We start from the raw sequence: 22,106 nt of genomic DNA on the forward strand, positions 1-22,106 counted from the left end.
GGAATGGAACAGCAAGCATTGGCTTTAAAATATCGCCCAATGAGCTTTGAAGAGTTGGTTGGGCAAGAAGCAGTGAGTCGCACTTTATCTTTAGCATTGGATAGCAAACGTTTATCGCATGCGTATTTATTTTCAGGATTGCGCGGAAGCGGGAAAACATCTAGTGCTAGAATTTTTGCTAGAGCTTTACAATGCGAAAAAGGTCCTTGTTCTAAACCTTGCGGAGAGTGTGCAAACTGCTTAGCTGCAAATCCTCACAAAATGAGTCATATTGATATTATGGAATTAGATGGTGCGTCTAATCGTAAGATTGATGATATTAGAGATTTAATTGAGCAAACCAAATATCATCCTAATATGGGGCATTTTAAGATTTTTATCATTGATGAAGTGCATATGCTAACGCGAGAAGCATTTAACGCGCTATTAAAAACTTTAGAAGAGCCACCAGAGTATGTAAAATTTATTCTTGCGACAACAGACCCTTTGAAATTGCCTGCTACGATTCTAAGTAGGACACAACATTTTCGTTTCAAACGCATTTCAGATAGAAGCATTTTTGAGCATTTAAAAAAGATTCTAAACCACGAGCAGATTTCTTATCAAGAAGAAGCATTAGGAATGCTCATAAGAAGCGGTGCAGGTTCTTTGCGTGATACGCTTACTTTGCTTGACCAAGCTATTATTTATTCTAACTATAATGTAACCGCAGAAGTCTGCGCAAATATGCTAGGATTGATTAATGCGGAGAGTTTAAGCCTGCTTTTTGATTGTATTTTTAACCAAGATAGAAACGCACTTTTGCAAACATTAGAAGGTTTTTTTGAATATGAATGCGGAATGCTTTTAGATGAAATGAGCATTTTTCTAAAAGAAAGGCTTTTAAAAGGTGATGATACGCGCTATTCAAGTTTGCTCATAGACCGCTTTTTTAGGATTATCACACAGGCTAAAGAATTGTTGTTTTTAGGCTGTGAAAATGAGTTTGTTTTGACATTAAGTGCATTTAAGATGCTTGAGGCTTTGAAAGTTGAAAGTATTGATAAAGCGATTGAAAATTTAGAAAAAGGCTTTTTCGAAGGTTTGCCAAAACTACAAGAGCTAAAAACAGAATCCCAAAAGGTAGAATCTAAAATTTTAGAAAATTCTTTGCAAAATGTTCAACCAAAAATTGCAGAATCGCAGAGCTTGCAAGATTCCACAATGCAACAAATAGGGACTCCAAATCACAAAGAGATTCCAAAAGTGGAGGCATCGCAGCATACAACAGAAACAAACAATCAAACAACTAAAGATTCCTCACAAGAACATGCAAAAGCCCTTTTTACACTGCTTGGACAAAAAATCTCTTCTCATAATTATGACTTAGGTGAGATTTTTGCCAAAGATGTGCGTTTTGTGAGTTTTGAAGATTCTGTGCTAACTTGGGAAACTTTAGCGGTTGATAAGAATCGCGAGCGTTTGATTAACGCATATAGTATTATTAAAAATTATGTGTTAGAAGTTTTTGGAATGCAAACACAAATTAAAAATATTAGCAACCCTAGCACTCCACAAAGCACAGAATCTACAAAATCATCACAAGTAGCCATACAAGAGCCACAAACTATGGAATCTAAGATGATAGATTCAACGATAGAGCTTTCTCCACAAGTTGCGTTACATGCAGTGCAACAAGAGCGCAATATAACTCCACAAGAGCAAGCCAAAAAGGAAGTTGCAGAGGCTTTGCAATCTCCGCTATTACAAAGTGCGCAAGAACTCTTGGATATTAAACAAGTCAAAGTGCGCCCAATTTCTATGGAATCTAATTAGGAAATCTGATGGAATTAATCTTAGCCCAAAATGAGATTCCATGTTTGTTAGAAATGCTAGATTTACCAAAAAATCGTGGAATCTATTTGTTAAGTGGAACTTTAGCAAGCGGAAAAACGACACTTGTAAAGGAAATGGTGCAATCTTTGGGAGTAGAAGCAAATGTAACTTCGCCCACTTATTTAACCGCACTTGAGTATGGAAATGGAATCTATCATTATGATATTTATCAAAAAGATTTAAATACACTTTTTGCTTTAGGATTTTTAGAAGAAATTGAAAAAGAGGGTTGGCATTTTATAGAATGGGGTGATGAAAATTTAGCTAAAATACTAAAAGATATTGGCTTGTCCTTTTGGAAGATTAAAATCATCACGCAAGGGAATAAGCGCAAATATACCATAGAGGAACATTAATGCACACATTAGAAGCAAAACATTTAAATAAAATTATCAAAAAAACACAAATCATAAAAGACATTTCAATCTGTGTGCAAAGTGGTGAAGTTGTAGGTTTGCTTGGTCCAAATGGCGCAGGAAAAACTACGACATTTTATATTATTTGTGGACTTCTTGATGCAAGTGGCGGAAGTGTGCATTTTGATGGAAAAGATATTACAAAACTAAGTTTGCATAGACGTGCGCAACTTGGAATTGGATATTTACCACAGGAATCTAGCGTGTTTAAAGATTTGAGTGTTGAAGAGAATTTGCGCATTGCTGCTGAAGCTTGTTTTTATGAAGAAAAAGAACAAGAAAAGCGCATTGAAGAGTTATTAGAAGAATTTAATATTGAGCCTATTCGTAGTCGCAAGGGTGTAAATCTAAGTGGAGGAGAGAGAAGAAGAGTTGAGATTGCGCGCGCTCTAGTCAAGCAGCCAAAGTTTATTTTGTTAGATGAACCTTTTGCTGGTGTTGATCCTATTGCTGTGCTTGATATTCAAAATATTATTAAAAAGTTATTAGAATTTGGGATTGGTGTGTTGATTACTGACCATAATGTGCGTGAAACTCTAAGTGTATGTGATAGAGCGTATGTCATCAACAAAGGCGCGCTTCTAGCAAGTGGAAATGCAGGCACAATTTATCAAAATGAACTTGTGCGCAGACATTATTTAGGAGAGCATTTTAAAGTATGAAATTACGCACACAGACTTCTGCAACTTTAAAAGCAAAACTATCTTCAACGCTAAAGAGCTGGTTGCCTATTTTGCAAAGTGGAATGAGTGATTTAGAAGAAACATTAAATGCTTTTGGTGTTGAAAATCCCTATTTTGAGGTGAAATCTGGAATCGCAGATGTAATGAGTCATCAAAGTGCATTACAAAAAAAGAATTATCAAGAAAAAATGCGCGGCGCAAAAGGGACAAGCACTGAAGGAGATGGGATTGAGCAGTTTTGTATCCAAGAAGAAAGCCTTGAAGTGGTGCTATTACATCAGATTGAACCTCCATTGTTTCCGACAAAAAACTCTCAAGAGATTGCCAAAAAAATTATTGAAAATCTTGATAATGAAGGATATTTTGATGGAGATTGTGAGAGTATCGCACAAGAATGCAGCGAGGAATTAGGAGTTAGTATTACAGCAAGTGAAGTCGAAAAAATTCGTTTGCGTTTTGCTTATTTAGAGCCACCGGGAATTGCAGCTTTAGATGTGGTGGAATCTTTTAAATTCCAGCTTGACCATTTAGATGTTCCAAGTGATGTGTATGAGCTTAGTTTGGAGATTTTGCAAAATTTACAAGAACATACAAAATTTAAGAAAAATCCTTTATATGCAAAAGCAATGCGAGCGATTCAAAGTTTTAAGAATCCGCCAGCTTTAGATTTTTTTCAAAAAGAAGTTGCTGTGATTCCAGATATTTTAGTGCTTGAAGATAAAGATAATATTCAAGTGCAAATTAATGATAAATATTATCCTAGCATTATGATTCAAAAACAAGAAAAAGATGATAAAAATAGCATAAAAGATGCGTTTATTAAAAGTAAAATTAAAGAAGCGCGAGACCTTGTAGATGCGCTTGAAATGCGCAAAGCAACTTTGTATAAAATTGGGCTTATGATTGTGGAATATCAATATGAGTTTTTTAAAGGTGGAGAAATAAAACCAATGACGCTAAAGGATTTAGCAGATGAGTTTGGACATGCAACAAGCACGATTTCAAGGGCAATTTCAAATAAATATTTAGAATGCGCACGCGGAATCTTTCCGCTTAAAAACTTTTTTGCAACTGCGATTGATGAAGATACTTCAAATACTACAATCAAAGACTTTGTTGCAGAATTAATTCGCAATGAAAACAAACAAAAACCACTAAGTGATAGTAAGATTTTAAAGCTTGCAACAGAGAAATTTAAAGTTACAATGGTGCGTAGAACCATTGCAAAATATCGTGCGCAACTCAATATCGCAAGCTCAAGCGACCGTAAAAAGCTTTATAAAATGCAAGTAGAAGGCTAAAAACTTCACATTCTCTTTATATACACTTTAGATTGACTTCATACTAAGGTTTTATAATTGCGTTATCTTAAATTTAAGGAGATAAAATGAAAAGTAAATTTTTGCTTTCAGTTATTGCAGTAGGTATGTTAAGTATGAGTGCATTTGGCGCAGATTATTCAAAGCTTAGCAATGAAAAATTGATTGAAATGTCAGGTGATGTTGCTCCAAAAGATTATCCAGATTTTACAATGGAAGTGCATAAACGCACACAAGAGATGAAAGTCAAAGATGCAGAGATTTTTTATGATAAATTGCACCAAACAAGAAGAAATGCACATGATGCAATGAGTCTGAAAGAACGCAGAGAATATCGTGATGCTATTAGGGTAGAAATGCAAAAACGTATTGATACTATGAGTGTTAAAGAAGCACGTGAAAAAGGCTTGTTAAGAGGAGGTTATCATCACCAAAGAAATGGATGGAAAGATAGTAGAGGTTATGGCAGAGGAGCAGGAGGATCACATAGAGATTGCGCCCCTTGTCCTAGATATTAAAAGGGAGTTTCTCCCTTTTAAGAATTGCGAAATTCTTCATATTCCAATGGAATCAAACAATCTTCAACTTCCAAAATTTGTGAATAGATTTTGTGGTCATAACCGATTTTAAAGAGTGTGTTAATCGCCTTTAATTGCGTTTGGCTAAGTGTTATAGAATCTTCATTTGCATAAAGATTAAGATAGGTTTCAAGCTTTTTGGAATCCACGCGAATGAGATTGCGTTCTTGAAGCATTTTTGATAGGAGAGACTTATTTTCTAGAGCGACTTTGACGGCTTTTGTTAGCATTTGCTCACAAGTGATTGCGACACTTAAAGGAAGAGAGCGGCGAATACACATTCCACCAAGTGGTAATGGTAAATCTTGCTGGTTTAATTCTTGCCAAATCTCCCAAATTTCTCTTTCCACTTCCAAACTTTCATCATATTGCAAAATAGACTCGTGAATTAGCACACCCGCATCTACTTCCCCATTTAAAACGGCATTTTCAATTTCTAAGAAATTTTTATAAATGATTCTAGCTTCTGGATAAGCAATTCTAAAAAGCATTGCATTTGTTGTGTGTGCTCCACTTAGAGCGACTTTGAAGTTCTTTTTGAGATTCTTACCCTTTTTCTTAATAAGTTTTGGTCCATAGCCATTTCCAAAGCTAACCCCTGTTCTTAATAAGCTTTGTTCAAGCACGACTAAAGGATATACGCCAAAAGAAATCGCAGAAATATCAAGTACGCCTTCAAGAGCTTTTTCATTAAGTGTTTGAATATCAAGTGCAGAGTTTTTAAAAGAGAGATTAGAATGGTTCACCCACCCAAATGCAATCGCATAATACATAAACAAATCATCAGCATCTGGAGAATGTCCAATTTGAAGGGTTCTCATAAATATCTCCTAAGTTTTGCTTGCGATTCTATTTAAAATTAGCTTATAAGGGATTGAATCTCGCTAATTACTAGGTTTGGTGTGAGGTCGTGCATACATTTGTGGTAGTCTTTAGAGTTTTGAGGAAAGGGACAAGTGCGTTGCATACATGGCATACAAGGAAGTTTTTTTCCTAAAGTTTCAAGTGAAATTATGTGCGCATTGCTAGAGCAAAATGGTGCTGTTTCTTGCGCATTTGTGGGACCAAAAAGTGCAAGAGTTGGAATCTTTAATGCTGTTGCAATATGCATAGGACCACTATCGTTTGTTAAAAGAAAGTTGAGTTTGGAAAAGTAAGCAATTAAGTTTGGAATATCCGTTTTGCCGCTTAGATTAATGATAGATTGGCTATGTTGTAGCTCTTGTGGTAGAAGTTCTAAGATAGTAGCATTAATAGGATTCTCGCTTTCTACACCAAATAAAAGAATCTTATAATTTTGTGCAATTAAATATTCTATGCACTTAGCAAAATAAGCTTCTTCCCAACGTTTTGCAGCCCCAAATGCTGCTCCTGCGTTAATCCCTGCAATTTTGGAATTTGCAAAAGTGTGTGGCAGAGATATTTGCGCAAATGGGGGTTTGAGATAAAGTTTTTTTGGGATTTCTATAAGGTTGGAATCTTGATTGCAATGTTTTATTGCTGTGGTAATGAGCAAGGCAAAGCGCATTGCTTCATGGATTTGTTTTGGTTTTTTGGGGTGGTGGTGGAGTAAAAAGCTACGCATTTCTGTGGAGAATCCTACGCGCAATTTTGCACCATTAAAGAATAAAAACAATGCAGATAAAAAGTTATTTTGGAGAGTGATTCCAAGTGTGCAAGGTGGAATCTTTTTTGCAAGTTTGTATAAATTTAAGATTCTAAATCTGCCTTTTTTGCTCGTATCTTCAAAAGTAGAAACATTAGGATAATGCGTGAAAAGTGCGACACTCGCAGAACTCCCTACGAGATAAAAATGCGCGTCTTTAAAATTAGCAAATAAAATTTCAAGCGCATAGGTTGCCATAACAGCATCACCTAGCCAATTTGGGATTCTAATTAAAATCTTCATAAAAGACTTAAAATTTCTTGTGTGATATTTTGGACACTTTGATTTGCGTTAATGCAGTGGTGTGCGGAATCTTGATAGATTTTTAAACGTTGATTAAAAAGCTTAAACGCGGAATCTTTGTCTTGAAAAAGCGGACGTTGTGCAATTTCTTCTGCACTTAGGCGTTGTAAAATTGTTTCAAATTCCAAATGCAGATAAAAAACCTTTCCCATTGCTTTAACATTGCAAAACATAGGCATACCACCCCCAGTAGCAATAATAGTATGCTGAAAATTTTGCGCGACAAAGGTGCAAAATTGCATTTCTAGTTCTCTAAAATAGGATTCCCCTTTTTGTGCAAATATTTCTGTAATGCTTAGGTTTTCATTATATGCAATACATAAATCACTATCTAAAGCAAGCGCGCCACTTGCTTGATGAAGAGTCCTTGCAATCGTGCTTTTACCGCTTCCCATAAAACCTATTAAAACGCAATTAGTAGAGTTCAATCGCATAGTTTCCTATTTTTGTGTCTTTTGTAAGATTGTATTTGTATTGCCCATCTAAATCTAGCGTAATGCGATAAAAATCCAAATGTGTATCTAAGCTAACTTGTGGGATAGTTGGAATCTTAGGCGCAAAAGAAGCCTTAAGAGGTTTTTTGTTTGGAGCTTTGAAATCCAAAATCAATCGTGTTGGTGAAGCAAGTGTGAAATCTCTAATCAGTGCTAAATGCGTCTTTAATGTGATGCTATTTTTTGTGATGTCAAAATTAAAATACTCCTCCAAAGAAAAGCTTTCGTTATTTGGAATGCTTGGTGTTTTTGGTTGCACTTCTTGGCTTAGAATGAGTGGAAAATGCCAATCAATATCCCCTTCTAATTCTTTTTCTAATGTCGTGATAGAACCATTTAAATTTTGATATTCTAAAGTGATTTTCTTAATTTTTCTAGCGGTGGAAGGCAAAATAAGTTCAGTTTTGGTAAATAAATCAAGTTGAGGTGTATTTGTGATTTGCCCGCTATCTTTTGGTGTGATAATAGGTGTAAAAGGGTCGCGCACTTTTTTAGTTATGTTATTTTCTTGCGTGTTGATGAGTTCTTGCGTAGCCATATTTTCCATAATGCCTGTTGGTTCTATGGAACTTGCAGATGGGTTGAGTTGCTCTTGATTTTGTGGGGTTTGTGTGGAATCTTGAGCGGGTTTATTTGCGTCTATGCTTAAAGTTGGAATCTCTGGCAAAGTGCTTTGTGGTTGCGTATTTTCTTCTGCATTAAGTAGCGTTAAGAAAAGTGTTAAAATAAGGGCTAAAAATTTCATTTTGGTTCCAATCCTTTCAATTCAAAAAGTTCTTTTTGTAAGGCTGCATTTTCGTGCATTAGGCGATTTACTTCTTGACGCATTTGCATTTCCTTTTGGTTGATTTTCAAAAGAACGCTAAAGGAATTGTTGCCAAAAAGTAGATTCCCAATATACACACCTACAATACAAATCAACAAAATAAAGCTAAAAATGGGTAGAAGCTTGTAGAATCCTCCCCTTTTAAACTCTAGCGATTCCATTATTTGCTAAAGAGTTTTTTACCCAAATAAACAGGGAATCCTAATTCATTTTCAATTGCTAAAAGGCGATTATATTTTGCCATTCTTTCGCTTCTTGCAGTAGAACCTGTTTTAATCTCTCCGGTGTTAAGTGCCACAGCAAAATCAGCGATGAAAGTATCTTCACTTTCTCCGCTGCGATGGCTCATAATGCAGCGATAATTGTTGCGTTGTGCAAGGCGCACCGTTTGCATAGTTTGGCTAACCGTGCCGATTTGATTAGGTTTAATCAAAACTGCATTTGCAATGTTTTTTGCGATTCCTTCTTCTAGGATTTTAGCATTTGTTACAAACAAATCATCGCCCACAAGTTGCACTTTGTTACCAAGTTTTTGCGTGAGTTTCTCCCAACCGCTCCAATCATCTTCACTTAATCCATCTTCAATAGAAACAATCGGATATTTTGCGATAAGTTTTTCATAATATTCAATCAGTTCTTCTGCACATAATTCTCTATTTTCGCCTTTTAAGCAATAGATTCCTTTTTCATTGACAAATTCGCTACTTGCGACATCAAGTGCAATCGCAATTTGCTCACCTTCCTTATAGCCTGCTTTTTTTACTGCTTCTAAAATCACTTGAATAGGCTCTTCATTGCTTTTAAGATTAGGAGCAAATCCTCCCTCATCTCCGATACTTGTAATATGTTTGGAATCTTTTAGAATCTTTTTAAGGTGTTGATAAATTTCTGCACTTGCGCGCATTGCCTCGCTAAAACATTCAAAGCCAACAGGCATAATCATATATTCTTGAAAATCCACTGTGTTATCTGCGTGGCTTCCTCCATTAATGATATTTAGCATTGGCACAGGAAGTGTAAGTGCGTTTGCTCCTCCTAAATAACGATAAAGTGGTAGATTTAGGCTTTTTGCTGCTACGCGAGCAACTGCCATTGAGACACCTAAAGTCGCATTTGCGCCAAGATTAGAGAAGTTTTCTGTGCCATCTAGTGCGATAAGGAGATTATCAACAGCAGCTTGATCATAAGGGCTTAGCCCAATAACTTCTTCTGCAATTTTTGTTTGCACATTTTCGCATGCTTTTAACACACCTTTGCCTAAGAATCGCTCCTCATTGTCGCGCAATTCTAAAGCTTCTCGTTTTCCCGTGCTTGCACCGCTTGGGACAATCGCGCTTGCAATACTTCCATCACTTAGCAAAACAGTGGCTTTGACTGTTGGGTTGCCACGACTATCTAAAACTTCTTGCGCGCTTAATTCATCAATATAAATCATATTTTATCCTTATTTATTCTTCTGTATCATCGTTTGATAAATCATCAGTGATAGAAATAGAAGCTTTAATTTTTTCTTCAATTTCTTGTGCGATTTCTGGGTTTTCTTTTAAAAATACTTTCGCATTTTCTTTACCTTGCCCAAGTTTTTTATCTCCATAGCTTAACCAAGCACCGCTTTTATCAACAATATCAAGTTTGACACCATAATCAATTAATTCGCCTTCTTTGCTAATTCCTTCACCAAACATAATATCAAATTCCGCTCCCCTAAAAGGTGGTGCGACTTTATTTTTGACAACTTTAGCTTTGACGCGATTCCCGATATTTTGCTCACCTTGTTTGAGTGATGCGATTCTGCGCACATCAATCCTAACACTTGCATAGAATTTGAGTGCATTTCCTCCTGTTGTTGTTTCTGGGCTTCCATAACCCATTACTCCAATTTTCATACGAATTTGATTGATGAAAATCACGGTGGTATTCATTTTGTGGATTACACCGGTTACTTTGCGGAGAGCTTGGCTCATTAAGCGTGCTTGAAGTCCGACATGTTGGTCACCCATATCGCCATCAATCTCACTTTTTGGTGTCAGTGCTGCTACGGAATCAATCACGATTAAATCTACACCACCGCTTCTTGTAAGTGTTTCTAAAATTTCTAATGCTTGTTCTCCAAAATCTGGTTGGGAAACAAGTAAATTTTCTACATCTACACCTAGTCGTTTGGCATAAGTAACATCTAGTGCGTGTTCAGCGTCAATAAATGCACAAATTCCACCAGCTCTTTGGCATTCTGCTACAACTTGAAGTGCTAATGTTGTTTTTCCGGAGCTTTCTGGTCCATATATCTCAACAATTCTTCCTTTTGGGATTCCACCAATTCCTAATGCAATATCTAATCCTAAAGAACCCGTGCTAATCGCATCAATCTTTTCGACTGGCTTATCACCAAGTCTAATTAACGCGCCTTTGCCAAAGGCTTTATCAATTTGCTTAATCGCGAGTTCAATTGCTTTTTGCTTATTTTCATCTAAAGCCATTTTTTCTCCTAAAGAATAAAAATTTTATTCTAGCTAAATAAGATTAAAAAAACGCAATAATGTGGAATTTTTACAAAACAAATCAATAAAGATTCTATATCTCACATAAAGCTTAATAAATTTTAGCTATAATGCAAAATTTTACAAAAGAAGGGGTAATAAAATGGATTTGATTATCGAAAAAGCTTTTGTACAAGTTTTGCAAGATACAGTAGGCGCGACACCTTTGCGCGTTGAAGGTAAGCTTTTAAAAGGGTATCTTTCAAATATTGATATTACATTTGAAAACGGCACACATAATACTATTACATTTGTAACATCTAAGGAATTTTTGGAATCTTTAGGGTTTGGTTTATTTGGAGAGAATGTGTCTGATGATTTGGAACTTCGTGATTTATCACAGGAATTAGCAAATTTAACGATTGGTTTAGCAAAAGTATTGGCTGTGAAAGAAAATGTGAAATTTAATATTACAACACCGCGCGTTTTTGGTTTTGGTGAATTTCAAGATGCACAATATAGCTGCTTAAATTTTGCATTAGAGGGCGCGCCTTGCTCGTTGTTTATGCGCTTATAAAGGAAAAATATGCCAGCAGATGAATTTACGCTTGCTAAAATACAAGCACCCAAACAAGAGGATTTAGCACGTTACTTAGAAGGGATTATTAATAACTATGGCGGGCTTTTAGATATGGAAGTTGTATTCCGTTCTGAGCTAGGTGCTGCAAAAATTCCTCTTTCTGAAATTTTGCAGTTTGAAAAAGGTTCTATTATTGATTTACAAAAGCCAGCAGGCGAGAGTGTAGAGATTTTTATTAATGGGCGGATTATCGGCAAGGGCGAAGTTATGGTGTATGAAAAAAACCTTGCAATCCGTGTGAATGAAATTTTAGATTCTAATGCGATTATTTATTACCTTACAAGAGAGAGTATTAGCACAGTATGAAGATTTTTTTGTATCTTTTGTTAATCTTTTGTGGAATCTTTGCATTTGCAAATAATGCGACATTGCTACAAGATTCTTTATTATTGCCACCTTTAGAGGAATCGCAAAAAATGTTCCCCTTTGAAACAGGAAAATCTCCGCTTGAAGGAATCAATGGAGTTCAATATTTTGGCGTCATTTTAGTTTTATTAGGGTTGCTTGTTTTTTTATGGTTTGTGAAAAATCGCCTAAATACTCCAAGATTAAAAGACGGCGCAAATCCTTTGAGATTCTTTAACAAAGAAACTTTAGAAAAATCCGAAGATAGTGTAGAAGTGCAGTCTGTAACAACACTTAATGTGCAAAGTAAATTGATTGTTTTTGAAGCGTATAACAAACGCTATTTAGTCATTTTAAATTCTAATGATACGACTTTGATTGATTCTTATGAAATTAAAAGTGCATTTAAGGATATGCTAGAGCAAGATAACCCTAACAATGCGAAATAATTTAGTTGCCCTTTTTCTTTCTTTACTGATACATTTTATTCTTTTTTTGCTTGTTTTTTTGCGTTTTGAAGAAAAACTTGAAAATATTTATAATCCTCCTCCAATGGGAAGCGAAAGCGGAGAGCGCGTGAGTTTGAAGCATTTTAGATTCCATGAAGGGAGAATGTCTCAAAATGCAGAAGCACAATCCCAAAAAGATTCTAAAGAAAGTGTAGAATCTCTAGCAAGCATAGAATCTAAAAGGCAAAAAGAACAAAAAAGGCAAGACGCGCAAAAAGAGATTCCACAGCCTAAAACACAAGAAGTCGCTAAGCAAGAGCAACAAAATAAGCCACAACAGCAAGATAAACCGCGCATTACCCAAAAAGCAGAATCCAAAATGGAATCTAAAAATATCCCCAAACCCGCTAAAGAAGCTACAAAAGTAATACAAGCTCAAAAACAAAGCCAAGATTCTAAAGCGTCTAAAGCAAGCAAAGCTTCAAAGGCTTCCAAAGCAAGTTTAAGCGCGTTAGAAAAAAATCTTTCATCGCCTTCAATTTATGATTTTGGAGTGAGTGAGCAAACACAGCAGATTAAGGATTTATATGGAATCGAGTTTGGTTCTCTTAGCCCAAGTGCGCAAAAGTTTATTAGAAGCAATTTAGATAAAATTGGAAAAATTACACAAAGGTATTTAAAATATCCTGCAATCTCCGGGAGAATCGGGCAAGAGGGGGATAATGTTTTGGAATTTTATTTGCACCCAAATGGCGATATTACAGATTTAAAACTCTTGCATTCAAGCGGTTATACGCTACTTGATGATAATTCTTTGCATACTGTTAGAATCGCATACAAAGATTATCCTTATCCAAGCGAGAAAACTAAAATCCGTATTCGTGTGATGTATAGGATTTATTAGATATAATTTGTGTTTTAAAGGTAAGATATGCAAGATTTTTTAAAGGATTTAAATCCTAGTCAATATGAAGCAGCAACGACTATTGAAGGCGCACTTTTAATCTTAGCAGGAGCTGGAAGCGGTAAAACAAAGACGATTACTGCGCGCCTTGCCTATTTAATTGACACAGTTGGGATTCCACCTAGCAATACTCTAACACTTACCTTTACCAACAAAGCCGCAAGCGAAATGCAAAAACGCGCTTTGGGAATGATTAAAAGCACGACAATGCACCCACCATTGCTTTGCACTTTTCATAAGTTTGGATTATTGTTTTTGAAATTTTATATCACACATTTAGGGCGCAAAGCAAATTTTATTTTAGCAGATAGCGATGATACTAAGCGGATTGTTAAAGAGTTAAATGGAGATTTAGCTCCCCTTGCATTAGTGCTTAGCGAAATTTCGCGTTATAAAAATTCTCAAATCTCTCCAAATGACGCGCTAAAAAATGCACATAATGATACGTATAAACATATTGCCAAAGTTTATGGACGCTATACGGAGTTTTTGTTGCAAAAAAATATGGTAGATTTTGATGATTTGCTGTTGTTGCCTTTAGAGATTATGCAGCAAAATCCAGAAATCGCAAAAGAAGTGAGCCAAAAATACCAATACATAATGGTTGATGAATACCAAGATACAAACCCTTTGCAATATTTGCTGCTAAAATGCCTATGTTTGACACATCAAAATCTTTGTGTTGTGGGTGATGATGACCAAAGCATTTATAGTTGGCGTGGGGCAAATATCCAAAATATTTTGCAATTTAGCGAGCATTTTAAGGGTGCAAAAATTATCAAACTCCAAGAAAACTATCGCTCCACACATACAATTTTAGAAGCAGCAAATAAACTCATCGCGCACAATAAAGAGCGTTTGGGTAAAGAGCTAAAAAGCACATTAAGCAAAGGCAAAAAGATAGAGATTTTGCATGCAAGTGATGAGCAAGAAGAAGTGCAAAAGATTGTTAAAAACATTCAAAAGCTTTTAGATTCTGGAGTAAGCCCTAAAGATATTGCGATTTTATTTCGCTTAAACGCACTTTCGCGCTCCCTTGAAGAAGGGTTTAATCGCGCTGGGATTCCCTATATTTTAGTGGGGGCGATTCGTTTTTATGAAAGAAGTGAAATTAAAGATGTGCTAAGTTATTTTCGCTTGCTTATAAATCTTGACGATGATTTCTCGCTTATGCGCATTATTAACAAGCCAAAACGTGGAATTGGAAAAACAACGCTTGATAAAATTGCACAACTTGCACAAAAGCACGAAACAAGCATTTATAGTCTTTTTGTCGAAGATTCTGCGCAAGGGGAGTTAAGCGGAATCCTAAAGGGAGCAATTAGCAAAAAAGCCTATGATAGCATTAAAGAGTTTTTCTCCATCATACTAAGTTTGCAAGAAGATTTAAAACAATCAAGTTTGCATTTTATTGACGCATTTGAGCAAAAAATCGGGCTTTGTGAAGCATTTAATCAAAGCAATGAAGCAATAGATAGAGTGAGTAATATTGAGGAATTTTATGGAGTGTATAAAGAGTTTATCAAGCAAAATCCCTTAATGGAATTAGAAGATTTTTTAAATGAGCTTGCTTTAAGAAGCGACCAAGAAGATGTAGAAATGCGCAAAGAGAGTAAGGGGGTGGAAGGCGTTTCTTGTATGAGTGTGCATTCTAGCAAGGGGTTAGAGTTTGATTATCTCTTTATTATCGGGCTTGAAGAGGGTTTTTTTCCACTTGTAAGAGAAGATAGCAATATTGAAGAAGAGCGAAGACTCGGATATGTCGCTTTTACACGCGCTAAAAAAGAGTTATTTTTAAGTTATGTTGATTCTAGGTTTTATCGCGGAAATCGTGCAAGCTTGCTTCCTTCACGCTTTTTAGGTGAAAGTGGTGTGAGTGAGTTTAGGCGTTTTAAAGAAAAAGCAAAAGAAGAATCAAGCGCAGATTCCTTTAAAAGAGGGGATTGTGTTATGCATAAAATTTTTGGCGCAGGCAGAATCTTAGAAGTTAGCAAAAGCGGAAAGGAGCTTAAACTAAAAATTAATTTTGGAGGATTAGTGCGCGAGATTCTAAGCGGATATGTTACCAAAGTGTAATTTATTTATCACCAAAGCGCATAAAAAAGCGCAGAATCTCTCCTAAAAGAATCACGCTAAATCCTACACAAATGATTTTGCACCATAATAGCAATTCCAAAGGCTCTGTTTTAAACGCCTCTCCGCCAAATTCTACAATAAGCACTTGCAAGGCAAAAGTTAGCACAAAAGTTCCTAGCATTAAGCGATTATTTAAGAAATTTTTAAAAATGCTTTGCTCTCTTAATTCTCTTGCATTAAAGGCGTTAAAAAGCTGAAAAACAACAAAAAGTGTAAAAAGCACGCTTCCTTTTTGCGTCTCCTGCGCACCTAAAAAATTCGTAAAATATTGCAATAAACAAATGACTGCGATAAAGATTCCACTGCCTATAATAAGCCATAGCATATTGCGCGTGATAATATTAGAATTGCGCTTAATAGGCTTTTGGTTTAACACATCTTTAGAGACGGGTTCTAAGCCTAATGTAAGTGCGGGTGGTCCGTCCATAATGAGATTAACCCATAAAAGTTGCAATGCGCTAAAAGGCGCGGTAAATCCGCAAACAACAGCAGCCAACACGATAAGCACAGAGCTTAGATTAACGGTAAGCTGGAATTGGATAAAGCGTTGAAAGTTCTGATAGATTCCGCGCCCCCATTCTACGGCTTTTACAATCGTTGCAAAACTATCATTTAATAAGATAATATCACTTGCTTCTTTGGACACTTCTGTGCCATTAATCCCCATAGCAATTCCAACATCAGCGTGCTTTAAAGCAGGGGCATCATTGATTCCATCTCCTGTTAGTGCGACGACATTTCCTTGCGCTTTTAAGGCATTGACAATTTGCATTTTAATGCTTGGCGTTGAACGTGCAATAATCGTAATATTTGGCAGAATCTCTAAAAGCTCATCTTGGCTTAGTTTTTCAATCTCTTGTGCTTCAATCGCAATAGAATTTTCATGAAGCAAATGCAGCTGATTGCCTATTGCTTTTGCGGTTTCTAGGTTATCCCCTGTTAGAATCTTAAGGCTGATTCCTGCATTTTTGCATTCCATAATTGCCGCATAAGCATCTTCACGCAATGGGTCTGCAATCGCGACAAATCCGCAAAACTGCATTTTAGATTCTAACTCTTCGCGCTCCAAAGTTGTAGAATCTGTGTTTTGTGGAATCACTTTTTGCGCAAAGGCAATCACGCGATAAGCTTGGGCTTGATAGGATTTAATCTGTTCTTTTATGCTTTGCAAATCTTGGTTATCTTGCAAAATACATTGTTGCAAAATCTTCTCTGGTGAGCCTTTAGAATAGCACATTAGCCTATCTTGGAATCGCGCTATTGTGGTCATATTTTTTGTTTGTGAAGAAAAAGGAAAGGAGTGTAGAATCTCTGCTTCTGCGCGGAAAAGCTTATAATCAAATCCTAATTTTTGGGCATACACGAGCAAGGCACATTCTGTTGGGTTGCCGATAAATTGCTGGTTTTGCGCAAGGTCAGCAGTAGAATTTAGCGCGCAGTTTTCTAAGAAATGTTGCAATGGAATCTCTAAAGACGTGTTTGTGAAATTTGAAGCAGGGGTGATGATTTGGTTATACAAAAAGCAATGTTCTAAAGTCATTTTATTTTGCGTAAGTGTGCCTGTTTTATCGCTACAAATAATATTCACACAGCCGATAGTTTCGCAGGCTACAAGTTTTTTGACAAGTGCGTTTTGCTTGGACATTTTGATAATATTAAGCGCAAGTGAGATTGCTACAATTGTGGGTAAGCCCTCTGGCACAGAAGCGACGATTAAAACAATGCTAGAAATAAAAGCTTGTGTTATGTTTTGGAATGCAACTTCTCCCCTAAAAATAAAGAATCCTATTTGAATAAAAAAGGCAAGCATTGCAGCACTAGCGCCAAAAAGCGTGATTTTGCCGCTTAAGACTTTTAACTTTTCTTGTAAAGGGGTGGTGGATTTTTGCTTAGAATCCAAAGCAGCCGCGATTTTGCCAAATTCTGTGTTATCGCCTGTGGCAATACATAGGACTTTTGCGTTGCCTTGTGTGATGAAGCAACCCCTATAAAGCATTGTTGTGTTTGTTATTTCTTCATTTTCTTGCAAAGAATGCTTTAGGCTTGGCACGCTCTCACCACTTAGGCTAGATTCATCACTTAAAAGACTTTGGTCGTGGAGAATCACACAATCACTTGGAATCTTATCCCCGCTTTCTAAAAAAATAATATCTCCTACGACGACTTCTTCTTGTGGAATCTGCACAATTTTGCCATCACGCAAAAGCCGCACTTTATTGCCTTGTGTGATTGCATTGAGTGTTTCAAAAGCTTTTTGACTGCGTCTTTCCATAAGCAATGTGATTCCAATGGAGAGAAAAATCGCAATAAAGATTCCAACACATTCTAAAAAGTTTGCTTGATTGTGAGTTAGGTATTCATAAGTGTTAATGCCTAGTGCCAAAAATGCCGCAAGAAGCAGCAATAGCATCATGGGTTCTTTAAAAGCTTCAAGAAGTTCTTTAAAAAGCGTTGGTGGCGGAGTTTTGCTAAAGATATTTTCGCCAAATTGCTGTTTATTGTCTTCTGCTTGCTTTGTGGTTAGCCCATTATCTAAATGCGTGTGAAAGGTTTGTATAAGATGTGAAAGTGTCTTCAAAGCGTCTCCTTGTGTGTGCTTACATATCTTCTTCTTTTAGCATAGCGCGAGATTCTTCACGCACTCTATCCATTCCAATATAAAACTCTTTCATCATAGACAAAAACAAATATTTTCCTTTTTGTGTCGGATAATAAGCATTATTTTTTTTAAAAATATTACCACTTAGGCATAAAAAAGTAATTTCTTTAAATAAGGCTTTTTCTAAATTCACACCATAAAGCGTCCAGAATCGCTCAATATTTGCCTCACCCCCAAAAAGCTCTACCATCAAACGATATTGCAATTGCGCCTTTTTAGAATATTTGCGCTCTCTAACTACACCCATTTTCCCGCTTTGGATTCTCTGCGCATAAGTTTTGAGAGAAAAGGTATTGACATATAATGTGCCACCAATAAAGCTAAATGAGCCTGAACCAATCCCAACATATTCATCATTATTGACAACATATTCATCAAAAATTTCACTGCCTTTATGCGAGAATGCCCAGCTAGATAAAGGAATAAAATCGCTAGAGAGAGTTTCTAAAATCTGTGCATAAAGTCTTGCTTCATTTTGCAAATCCACTTCCCCAATAGAACGTTTAATGAGGCTCTTTACAGATGGAGAGGACATTAAAGGATATGTAGTAAGCTGATTAGGTTTAAGTGAGCGAATAATTTCCAAATCTTTTGCAAGCATTTCTTGTGTTTGATTGGGAAAATTAAAAATCAAATCCACATTTAAAATCGGTAAGATTCCAATCGCGGCTTCTAACTTTTTATAAGTTTCTTCCCCGCTGCCAAATTTCTCATAGCGTCCGATTTTTTTTAAGATTCCATCATCAAAGCTTTGCACGCCCACAGATAACCTATCAATTCTTCCTTTGAATTGCTCTAAGACTTCCCTTTGTAAATGATTAGGGTCAGATTCACAAGAAACTTGTTGGATACTAAAAAGAGATTTAGCTAAATCTAAAGTTTTGCAAAGTTCATCAGGCATAATAGAAGTTGTGCCGCCCCCCACATAAACTTCGCTAAAATCATAGCCTAAATTTTTTACCATTTGCATTTCTTTGCGCAGATTTTCAAAATATAGCTTTGCTTTGTCTTCTTGAAACAAAAAGCGATTAAAAGAACAATATGTGCAAAGTGTCGCACAAAAGGGAATGTGCATATAAAGCAGATAGCTTTTATCTTGCACTTTTTTAGGATTTGGCTTTGGGAGTGTTGTGCATTCGCTTAATTGTAAGTGTAGATATTTTTCTGTCGCATAGCGCATTACAGAATTTACTAACAAAGTCGAAAAATTTTGTCGTATCATTAAAGAATCAAACTTATATAAAGGATTTAATTTGCGCGGAATTATATAAGGATATTTTTAAACTAAAATAAGTAGAAATGAAGAATCTGATATTAAGGATTGCTTAAAGCACTTAAAGTGCTTTAAGTTATGCCATAATATCTAGCATATTTGTGCTTTGGCTCGGAGCTTGTGTTTGTGTTTGTTGGCTCGGAGTTTGTGCTGTTTGTAGATTTCCTTGCGCACCTTGCATGCCATTAATAATGGAACTCATCAATGCTTCTTCACTATCCATTGCTTTTTTAAGAACGTTTAGATTTCCACTTGATGCTACTGCTCCGCTGTCAATACCTGAAATCATAATAGACTCCTTTCTTATGATTTATCATTTCTTTAAAAAGAAAGACAAATTATATATCGACACTTTTTAGAAAATACTAAAGGATAAAAATTTTATTTATGTAGCGAATTGTTTGCAATAATTTGTTAAAATTGCGCTTTAAGTTAGTTATTAAGGGTATGGAATGAAAAAATTTTTAAAGATTTTTGCAGCAGGCATTGTGGCAGTTTTGGTCATTCTTTTTGGAGTGACTTTTTGGTTGTTTTCAAGCAGTGGGAATGCGTTTTTAAAAGACAAAATCACACAAATTGCAAATGAACAAGCCCCTATTGGTTTAGAATTTACGCATTTTGAGTTAGGGTTTAGCTCTTATGCGTTTGCAATTACAGATAAACAAAAATCCCAAATTGCATTAAGCGGGGATTATTCTTTATTTACGCTCAACACAAATGCAAAAATTAACGCAGTGATTAAAGATTTAGCACTTTATGAAAAGCTTATAGGAATGCGCTTAAATGGTGGTGTTGGTATTAATGGTAATGTGATAAAGCAATCTAAGAATTTAGAAGTTAAAGCAGATATTGATGCGTTTAATAGCAAGATTGTAGCAGATGTGAGTTTGGAAGACTTTAAGCCCAAACGCTTATTTTTAAATAGTAAAGAGGGAATCAATGTAGAATCCTTGCTAACCTTTTTAGGGCAACCAAAATATGCAAAAGGTAGAATCCTATTAAATGCAGATATGGATATTTCAAACCTACAAGCCCCAAGTGGAGGATTTAATATCGCTTCAAATGCAATTACTCCAGATATTGCACTTTTGCGCAAAACTTATGGGCTTGTGCTTCCTAGCGATTCTATTAAACTTGCGATTAATGGTGCAGCAAAAAGCGATAGTATCACGACTGCATTGCTTGTGGCTTCTAGTTATTTAAATGTGGAATCCCAAAATTTAAAAGCAGATATAAAAGACTTTTCAAGCAATGGAGATATAGCAATCAGCCTAAAAAATATCGGATTTGGCGATTTTATGCTAAAAACTCCGCTGCTTGCTGATGTGCATTTAAAATCTAGCAAAATCACAAACCAAGAGGCAACCCTCGCACTAAAAGCAGTTACAAATCCAATTTTAGCGCATATTGTAATGCCAAACTATACACCTAAGAATATAAAAGTAAATGCAAAAGATTTAAGTCTAAAAGAACTTGTAAATCTCGCGTCTAGTTATGTCGATATGAAAGATTATGTGCTAGATGGTAGCGTGAGTTTAAATGCAGTTGTTGATAAGATTGATTTACAAAAACTCTATTATCAAGTGCAAGGAGAATTAGACGCAAATCTCGCAAACTTGACTTATCAAGGCTTGCATTTAGCGCAAAATAACAGCTTTAAAGCTTCTGTAAGTGGGGACTCTAAAGATTTAAAAGTGCAGGCAAATAGTGATTTGTTTGATTCTAAATTGCTTGCAAATGCAGTCTTAAAAAACAATGCTCCACAAAGTGTGCAAGCAGATATTAAAGGGCTAAACTTACAAAAACTTGCAGGGCTTTTACAATACAACGCACAAGGTGTTTTAAATGCAAAAGCAGATTTGACAAACTTTAAAGATTCTAGTTTTGATGCAGATTTTAGCCTAAATTCTCCACAAATCACCCTAGCAAAAGCGACTTTAAACAAACTTAGCGGAATGGAGTTTAAAAAGGATTTAAGCTTTGCATTAGAGGGTTCAGGAAAGCTAAAAGATGGCAGTGGCACAGCGGCGTTAAATATAGATGGGCAAGAGATTAAAGCAGCAATCAAAAATGCAAAAATCAATCTAAAAAATAACGCATATTCCACAGATTTTGCGCTAAGCACACCAGAAATCGCAAATATCAATCCTTTGTCTATGACGCTAAAAGGAGCTTTTGGACTTAGTGGAAGCGCAGGCTATGCAAACAATATCCCAAGCCTAATTGTGCAAAATAGAGATTTTGGGGATTTAGATGTTGTGCTAAAAGATGAAAAGCTTTTACTTAAAGGTGCAAATTTAGATATTAAGAAAATTGCAAATTTCACAGATAATGGCAAGTTTGTCAAAGGTGGAATCGCAAATTTAAATGCGGATTTAGTTGTCAAAGGAAATGACGCAAAAAGTATTATCAAACATTTAAATGGAGGCGTTGAGCTTAACACTAAAAATTTAGAAATTTATAGCATTGATATTGACGCACTTGCTAAAAATTTTGAAAATACAAACAATATCAATCTCCTTGATGTAGGGGCATTTGTGCTTGCTGGTCCTTTGGGTATCGCAGCGACAAAAGGAAGTAGTGTAGGAATGATGGGGTTAAATGCAATCGTAGATACCAAAAGCGTGATTAAAGAGCTAGAAGCAAAGTTTGCGCTTAAAAATGGAATTGCAAATGCAGAAGATGTTGCGTTTGCGACAGGCAAAACAAGAATCGCAGCAATTGGCGCAATAAACCTTAACAATAACGTGTTTGAAAATTTTAGCATTGGGTTATTAGATGAAAAAGATTGTGCAAAATATTCCCAAAAAATCAAAGGCACATTAGATAATCCTAAAATTGAGATTACGCAAACTACGGTAAAAACTGCGGTCAATCTTGCAAATTCTATCTTTAAGCAGCTAAAAAAGGGAGCAGAAATTGCAACAGAACCGGTTTTAGGACAAGGAGAGGCTAAGGCTTGCACTCCATTCTATCATGGAAGCGTCCGACACCCAAAATAAG

General features: G+C 35.9%; 21 protein-coding genes. 11 read left to right on the forward strand and 10 right to left on the reverse strand.

All coding sequences use genetic code 11. The annotated features are described in order from the left end of the window. The first annotated feature begins 3 nt into the window (after positions 1-3). The 5 genes from LS70_RS03010 (at position 4) to LS70_RS03030 (ending at position 4,811) form a co-directional block, all read left to right on the forward strand. Positions 4-1,815 (forward strand): DNA polymerase III subunit gamma/tau, encoded by a 1,812-nt coding sequence (locus LS70_RS03010; RefSeq protein ID WP_034289835.1) that lies wholly within the window; start codon positions 4-6, stop codon positions 1,813-1,815. An 8-nt stretch (positions 1,816-1,823) separates the two neighbouring features. Further along, on the forward strand, positions 1,824-2,231 hold the full coding sequence (tsaE, locus tag LS70_RS03015) for a tRNA (adenosine(37)-N6)-threonylcarbamoyltransferase complex ATPase subunit type 1 TsaE (protein WP_034289840.1): 408 nt from the start codon (positions 1,824-1,826) through the stop codon (positions 2,229-2,231). Beyond that, complete coding sequence (gene lptB / locus LS70_RS03020; protein WP_034289843.1) at positions 2,231-2,953, forward strand: LPS export ABC transporter ATP-binding protein; 723 nt, start codon at positions 2,231-2,233, stop codon at positions 2,951-2,953. The genes tsaE and lptB overlap by 1 nt, the downstream gene beginning before the upstream one ends. After that, positions 2,950-4,275 (forward strand): RNA polymerase factor sigma-54, encoded by a 1,326-nt coding sequence (locus LS70_RS03025; protein ID WP_034289846.1) that lies wholly within the window; start codon positions 2,950-2,952, stop codon positions 4,273-4,275. The genes lptB and LS70_RS03025 overlap by 4 nt, the downstream gene beginning before the upstream one ends. A gap of 86 nt (positions 4,276-4,361) precedes the next feature. Next, positions 4,362-4,811, forward strand: coding sequence for a DUF1104 domain-containing protein (locus LS70_RS03030; protein WP_052083395.1), 450 nt, complete (start codon positions 4,362-4,364; stop codon positions 4,809-4,811). A gap of 17 nt (positions 4,812-4,828) precedes the next feature. Here the strand turns inward: LS70_RS03030 and LS70_RS03035 are convergent, their stop codons facing one another. The 7 genes from LS70_RS03035 to recA are packed head-to-tail and all read right to left on the reverse strand — an operon-like array spanning position 4,829 to position 10,637. Further along, positions 4,829-5,692, reverse strand: coding sequence for a menaquinone biosynthesis family protein (locus LS70_RS03035; RefSeq protein ID WP_034289849.1), 864 nt, complete (start codon positions 5,690-5,692; stop codon positions 4,829-4,831). 38 nt (positions 5,693-5,730) lie between these two features. Beyond that, entirely contained in the window at positions 5,731-6,780 is a 1,050-nt protein-coding gene (waaF, locus tag LS70_RS03040; protein WP_034289852.1) for a lipopolysaccharide heptosyltransferase II, read from the reverse strand. After that, positions 6,777-7,235: a shikimate kinase gene (locus tag LS70_RS03045; RefSeq protein WP_236096429.1), complete on the reverse strand. Its 459-nt coding sequence runs from the start codon at positions 7,233-7,235 to the stop codon at positions 6,777-6,779. The genes waaF and LS70_RS03045 overlap by 4 nt, the downstream gene beginning before the upstream one ends. 19 nt (positions 7,236-7,254) lie before the next feature. After that, the gene (locus LS70_RS03050) at positions 7,255-8,079 is read right to left on the reverse strand and encodes an AMIN domain-containing protein (RefSeq protein ID WP_236096430.1); all 825 of its coding nucleotides are present in this window, start codon (positions 8,077-8,079) and stop codon (positions 7,255-7,257) included. Next, positions 8,076-8,321, reverse strand: coding sequence for a hypothetical protein (locus LS70_RS03055; protein ID WP_201273955.1), 246 nt, complete (start codon positions 8,319-8,321; stop codon positions 8,076-8,078). The genes LS70_RS03050 and LS70_RS03055 overlap by 4 nt, the downstream gene beginning before the upstream one ends. Next, positions 8,321-9,595 (reverse strand): phosphopyruvate hydratase, encoded by a 1,275-nt coding sequence (gene eno, locus LS70_RS03060; RefSeq protein ID WP_034289860.1) that lies wholly within the window; start codon positions 9,593-9,595, stop codon positions 8,321-8,323. Before eno ends, LS70_RS03055 begins: the two co-directional genes overlap by 1 nt. A gap of 13 nt (positions 9,596-9,608) precedes the next feature. Next, positions 9,609-10,637, reverse strand: coding sequence for a recombinase RecA (recA, locus tag LS70_RS03065; protein WP_034289863.1), 1,029 nt, complete (start codon positions 10,635-10,637; stop codon positions 9,609-9,611). Positions 10,638-10,800: 163 nt separating this feature from the next. Here recA and LS70_RS03070 point away from each other — a divergent pair, with 163 nt between their 5' ends. From LS70_RS03070 to LS70_RS03090, 5 genes are read left to right on the forward strand one after another with little or no spacing between them, the layout of a single operon-like run. After that, a complete protein-coding gene (locus tag LS70_RS03070; protein WP_034289867.1) occupies positions 10,801-11,214 on the forward strand; it encodes a hypothetical protein in 414 nt (137 codons plus the stop codon). A gap of 9 nt (positions 11,215-11,223) precedes the next feature. Beyond that, complete coding sequence (gene fliN / locus LS70_RS03075; RefSeq protein WP_034289870.1) at positions 11,224-11,583, forward strand: flagellar motor switch protein FliN; 360 nt, start codon at positions 11,224-11,226, stop codon at positions 11,581-11,583. Beyond that, positions 11,580-12,071, forward strand: a complete 492-nt coding sequence (locus LS70_RS03080; protein WP_034289873.1) for a hypothetical protein — start codon at positions 11,580-11,582, stop codon at positions 12,069-12,071. Before fliN ends, LS70_RS03080 begins: the two co-directional genes overlap by 4 nt. Further along, the gene (locus LS70_RS03085; RefSeq protein WP_034289876.1) at positions 12,061-12,975 is read left to right on the forward strand and encodes an energy transducer TonB; all 915 of its coding nucleotides are present in this window, start codon (positions 12,061-12,063) and stop codon (positions 12,973-12,975) included. Before LS70_RS03080 ends, LS70_RS03085 begins: the two co-directional genes overlap by 11 nt. 27 nt (positions 12,976-13,002) lie before the next feature. Then, positions 13,003-15,111 carry an ATP-dependent helicase gene (locus LS70_RS03090; protein WP_034289878.1) on the forward strand — a complete coding sequence of 703 codons (2,109 nt, stop codon included), beginning with the start codon at positions 13,003-13,005 and terminating at the stop codon, positions 15,109-15,111. Position 15,112: 1 nt separating this feature from the next. Here the strand turns inward: LS70_RS03090 and LS70_RS03095 are convergent, their stop codons facing one another. The 3 genes from LS70_RS03095 to LS70_RS03105 all read right to left on the reverse strand — a co-directional run bounded on the left by LS70_RS03095 (position 15,113) and on the right by LS70_RS03105 (position 19,392). Continuing rightward, on the reverse strand, positions 15,113-17,749 hold the full coding sequence (locus LS70_RS03095; RefSeq protein ID WP_034289881.1) for a calcium-translocating P-type ATPase, PMCA-type: 2,637 nt from the start codon (positions 17,747-17,749) through the stop codon (positions 15,113-15,115). A gap of 19 nt (positions 17,750-17,768) precedes the next feature. Continuing rightward, the gene (locus LS70_RS03100) at positions 17,769-19,052 is read right to left on the reverse strand and encodes a coproporphyrinogen III oxidase family protein (RefSeq protein ID WP_034289884.1); all 1,284 of its coding nucleotides are present in this window, start codon (positions 19,050-19,052) and stop codon (positions 17,769-17,771) included. Between the two features lie 127 nt (positions 19,053-19,179). Beyond that, on the reverse strand, positions 19,180-19,392 hold the full coding sequence (locus LS70_RS03105; protein WP_034289887.1) for a hypothetical protein: 213 nt from the start codon (positions 19,390-19,392) through the stop codon (positions 19,180-19,182). A 163-nt stretch (positions 19,393-19,555) separates the two neighbouring features. Here LS70_RS03105 and LS70_RS03110 point away from each other — a divergent pair, with 163 nt between their 5' ends. Further along, positions 19,556-22,105 (forward strand): hypothetical protein, encoded by a 2,550-nt coding sequence (locus tag LS70_RS03110; protein WP_034289890.1) that lies wholly within the window; start codon positions 19,556-19,558, stop codon positions 22,103-22,105. The last annotated feature ends 1 nt before the right edge of the window (position 22,106 follow it).

Origin of the sequence: Helicobacter sp. MIT 11-5569 (assembly GCF_000765695.2) — a bacterium.
Classification (GTDB): Bacteria; Campylobacterota; Campylobacteria; order Campylobacterales; family Helicobacteraceae; genus Helicobacter_D.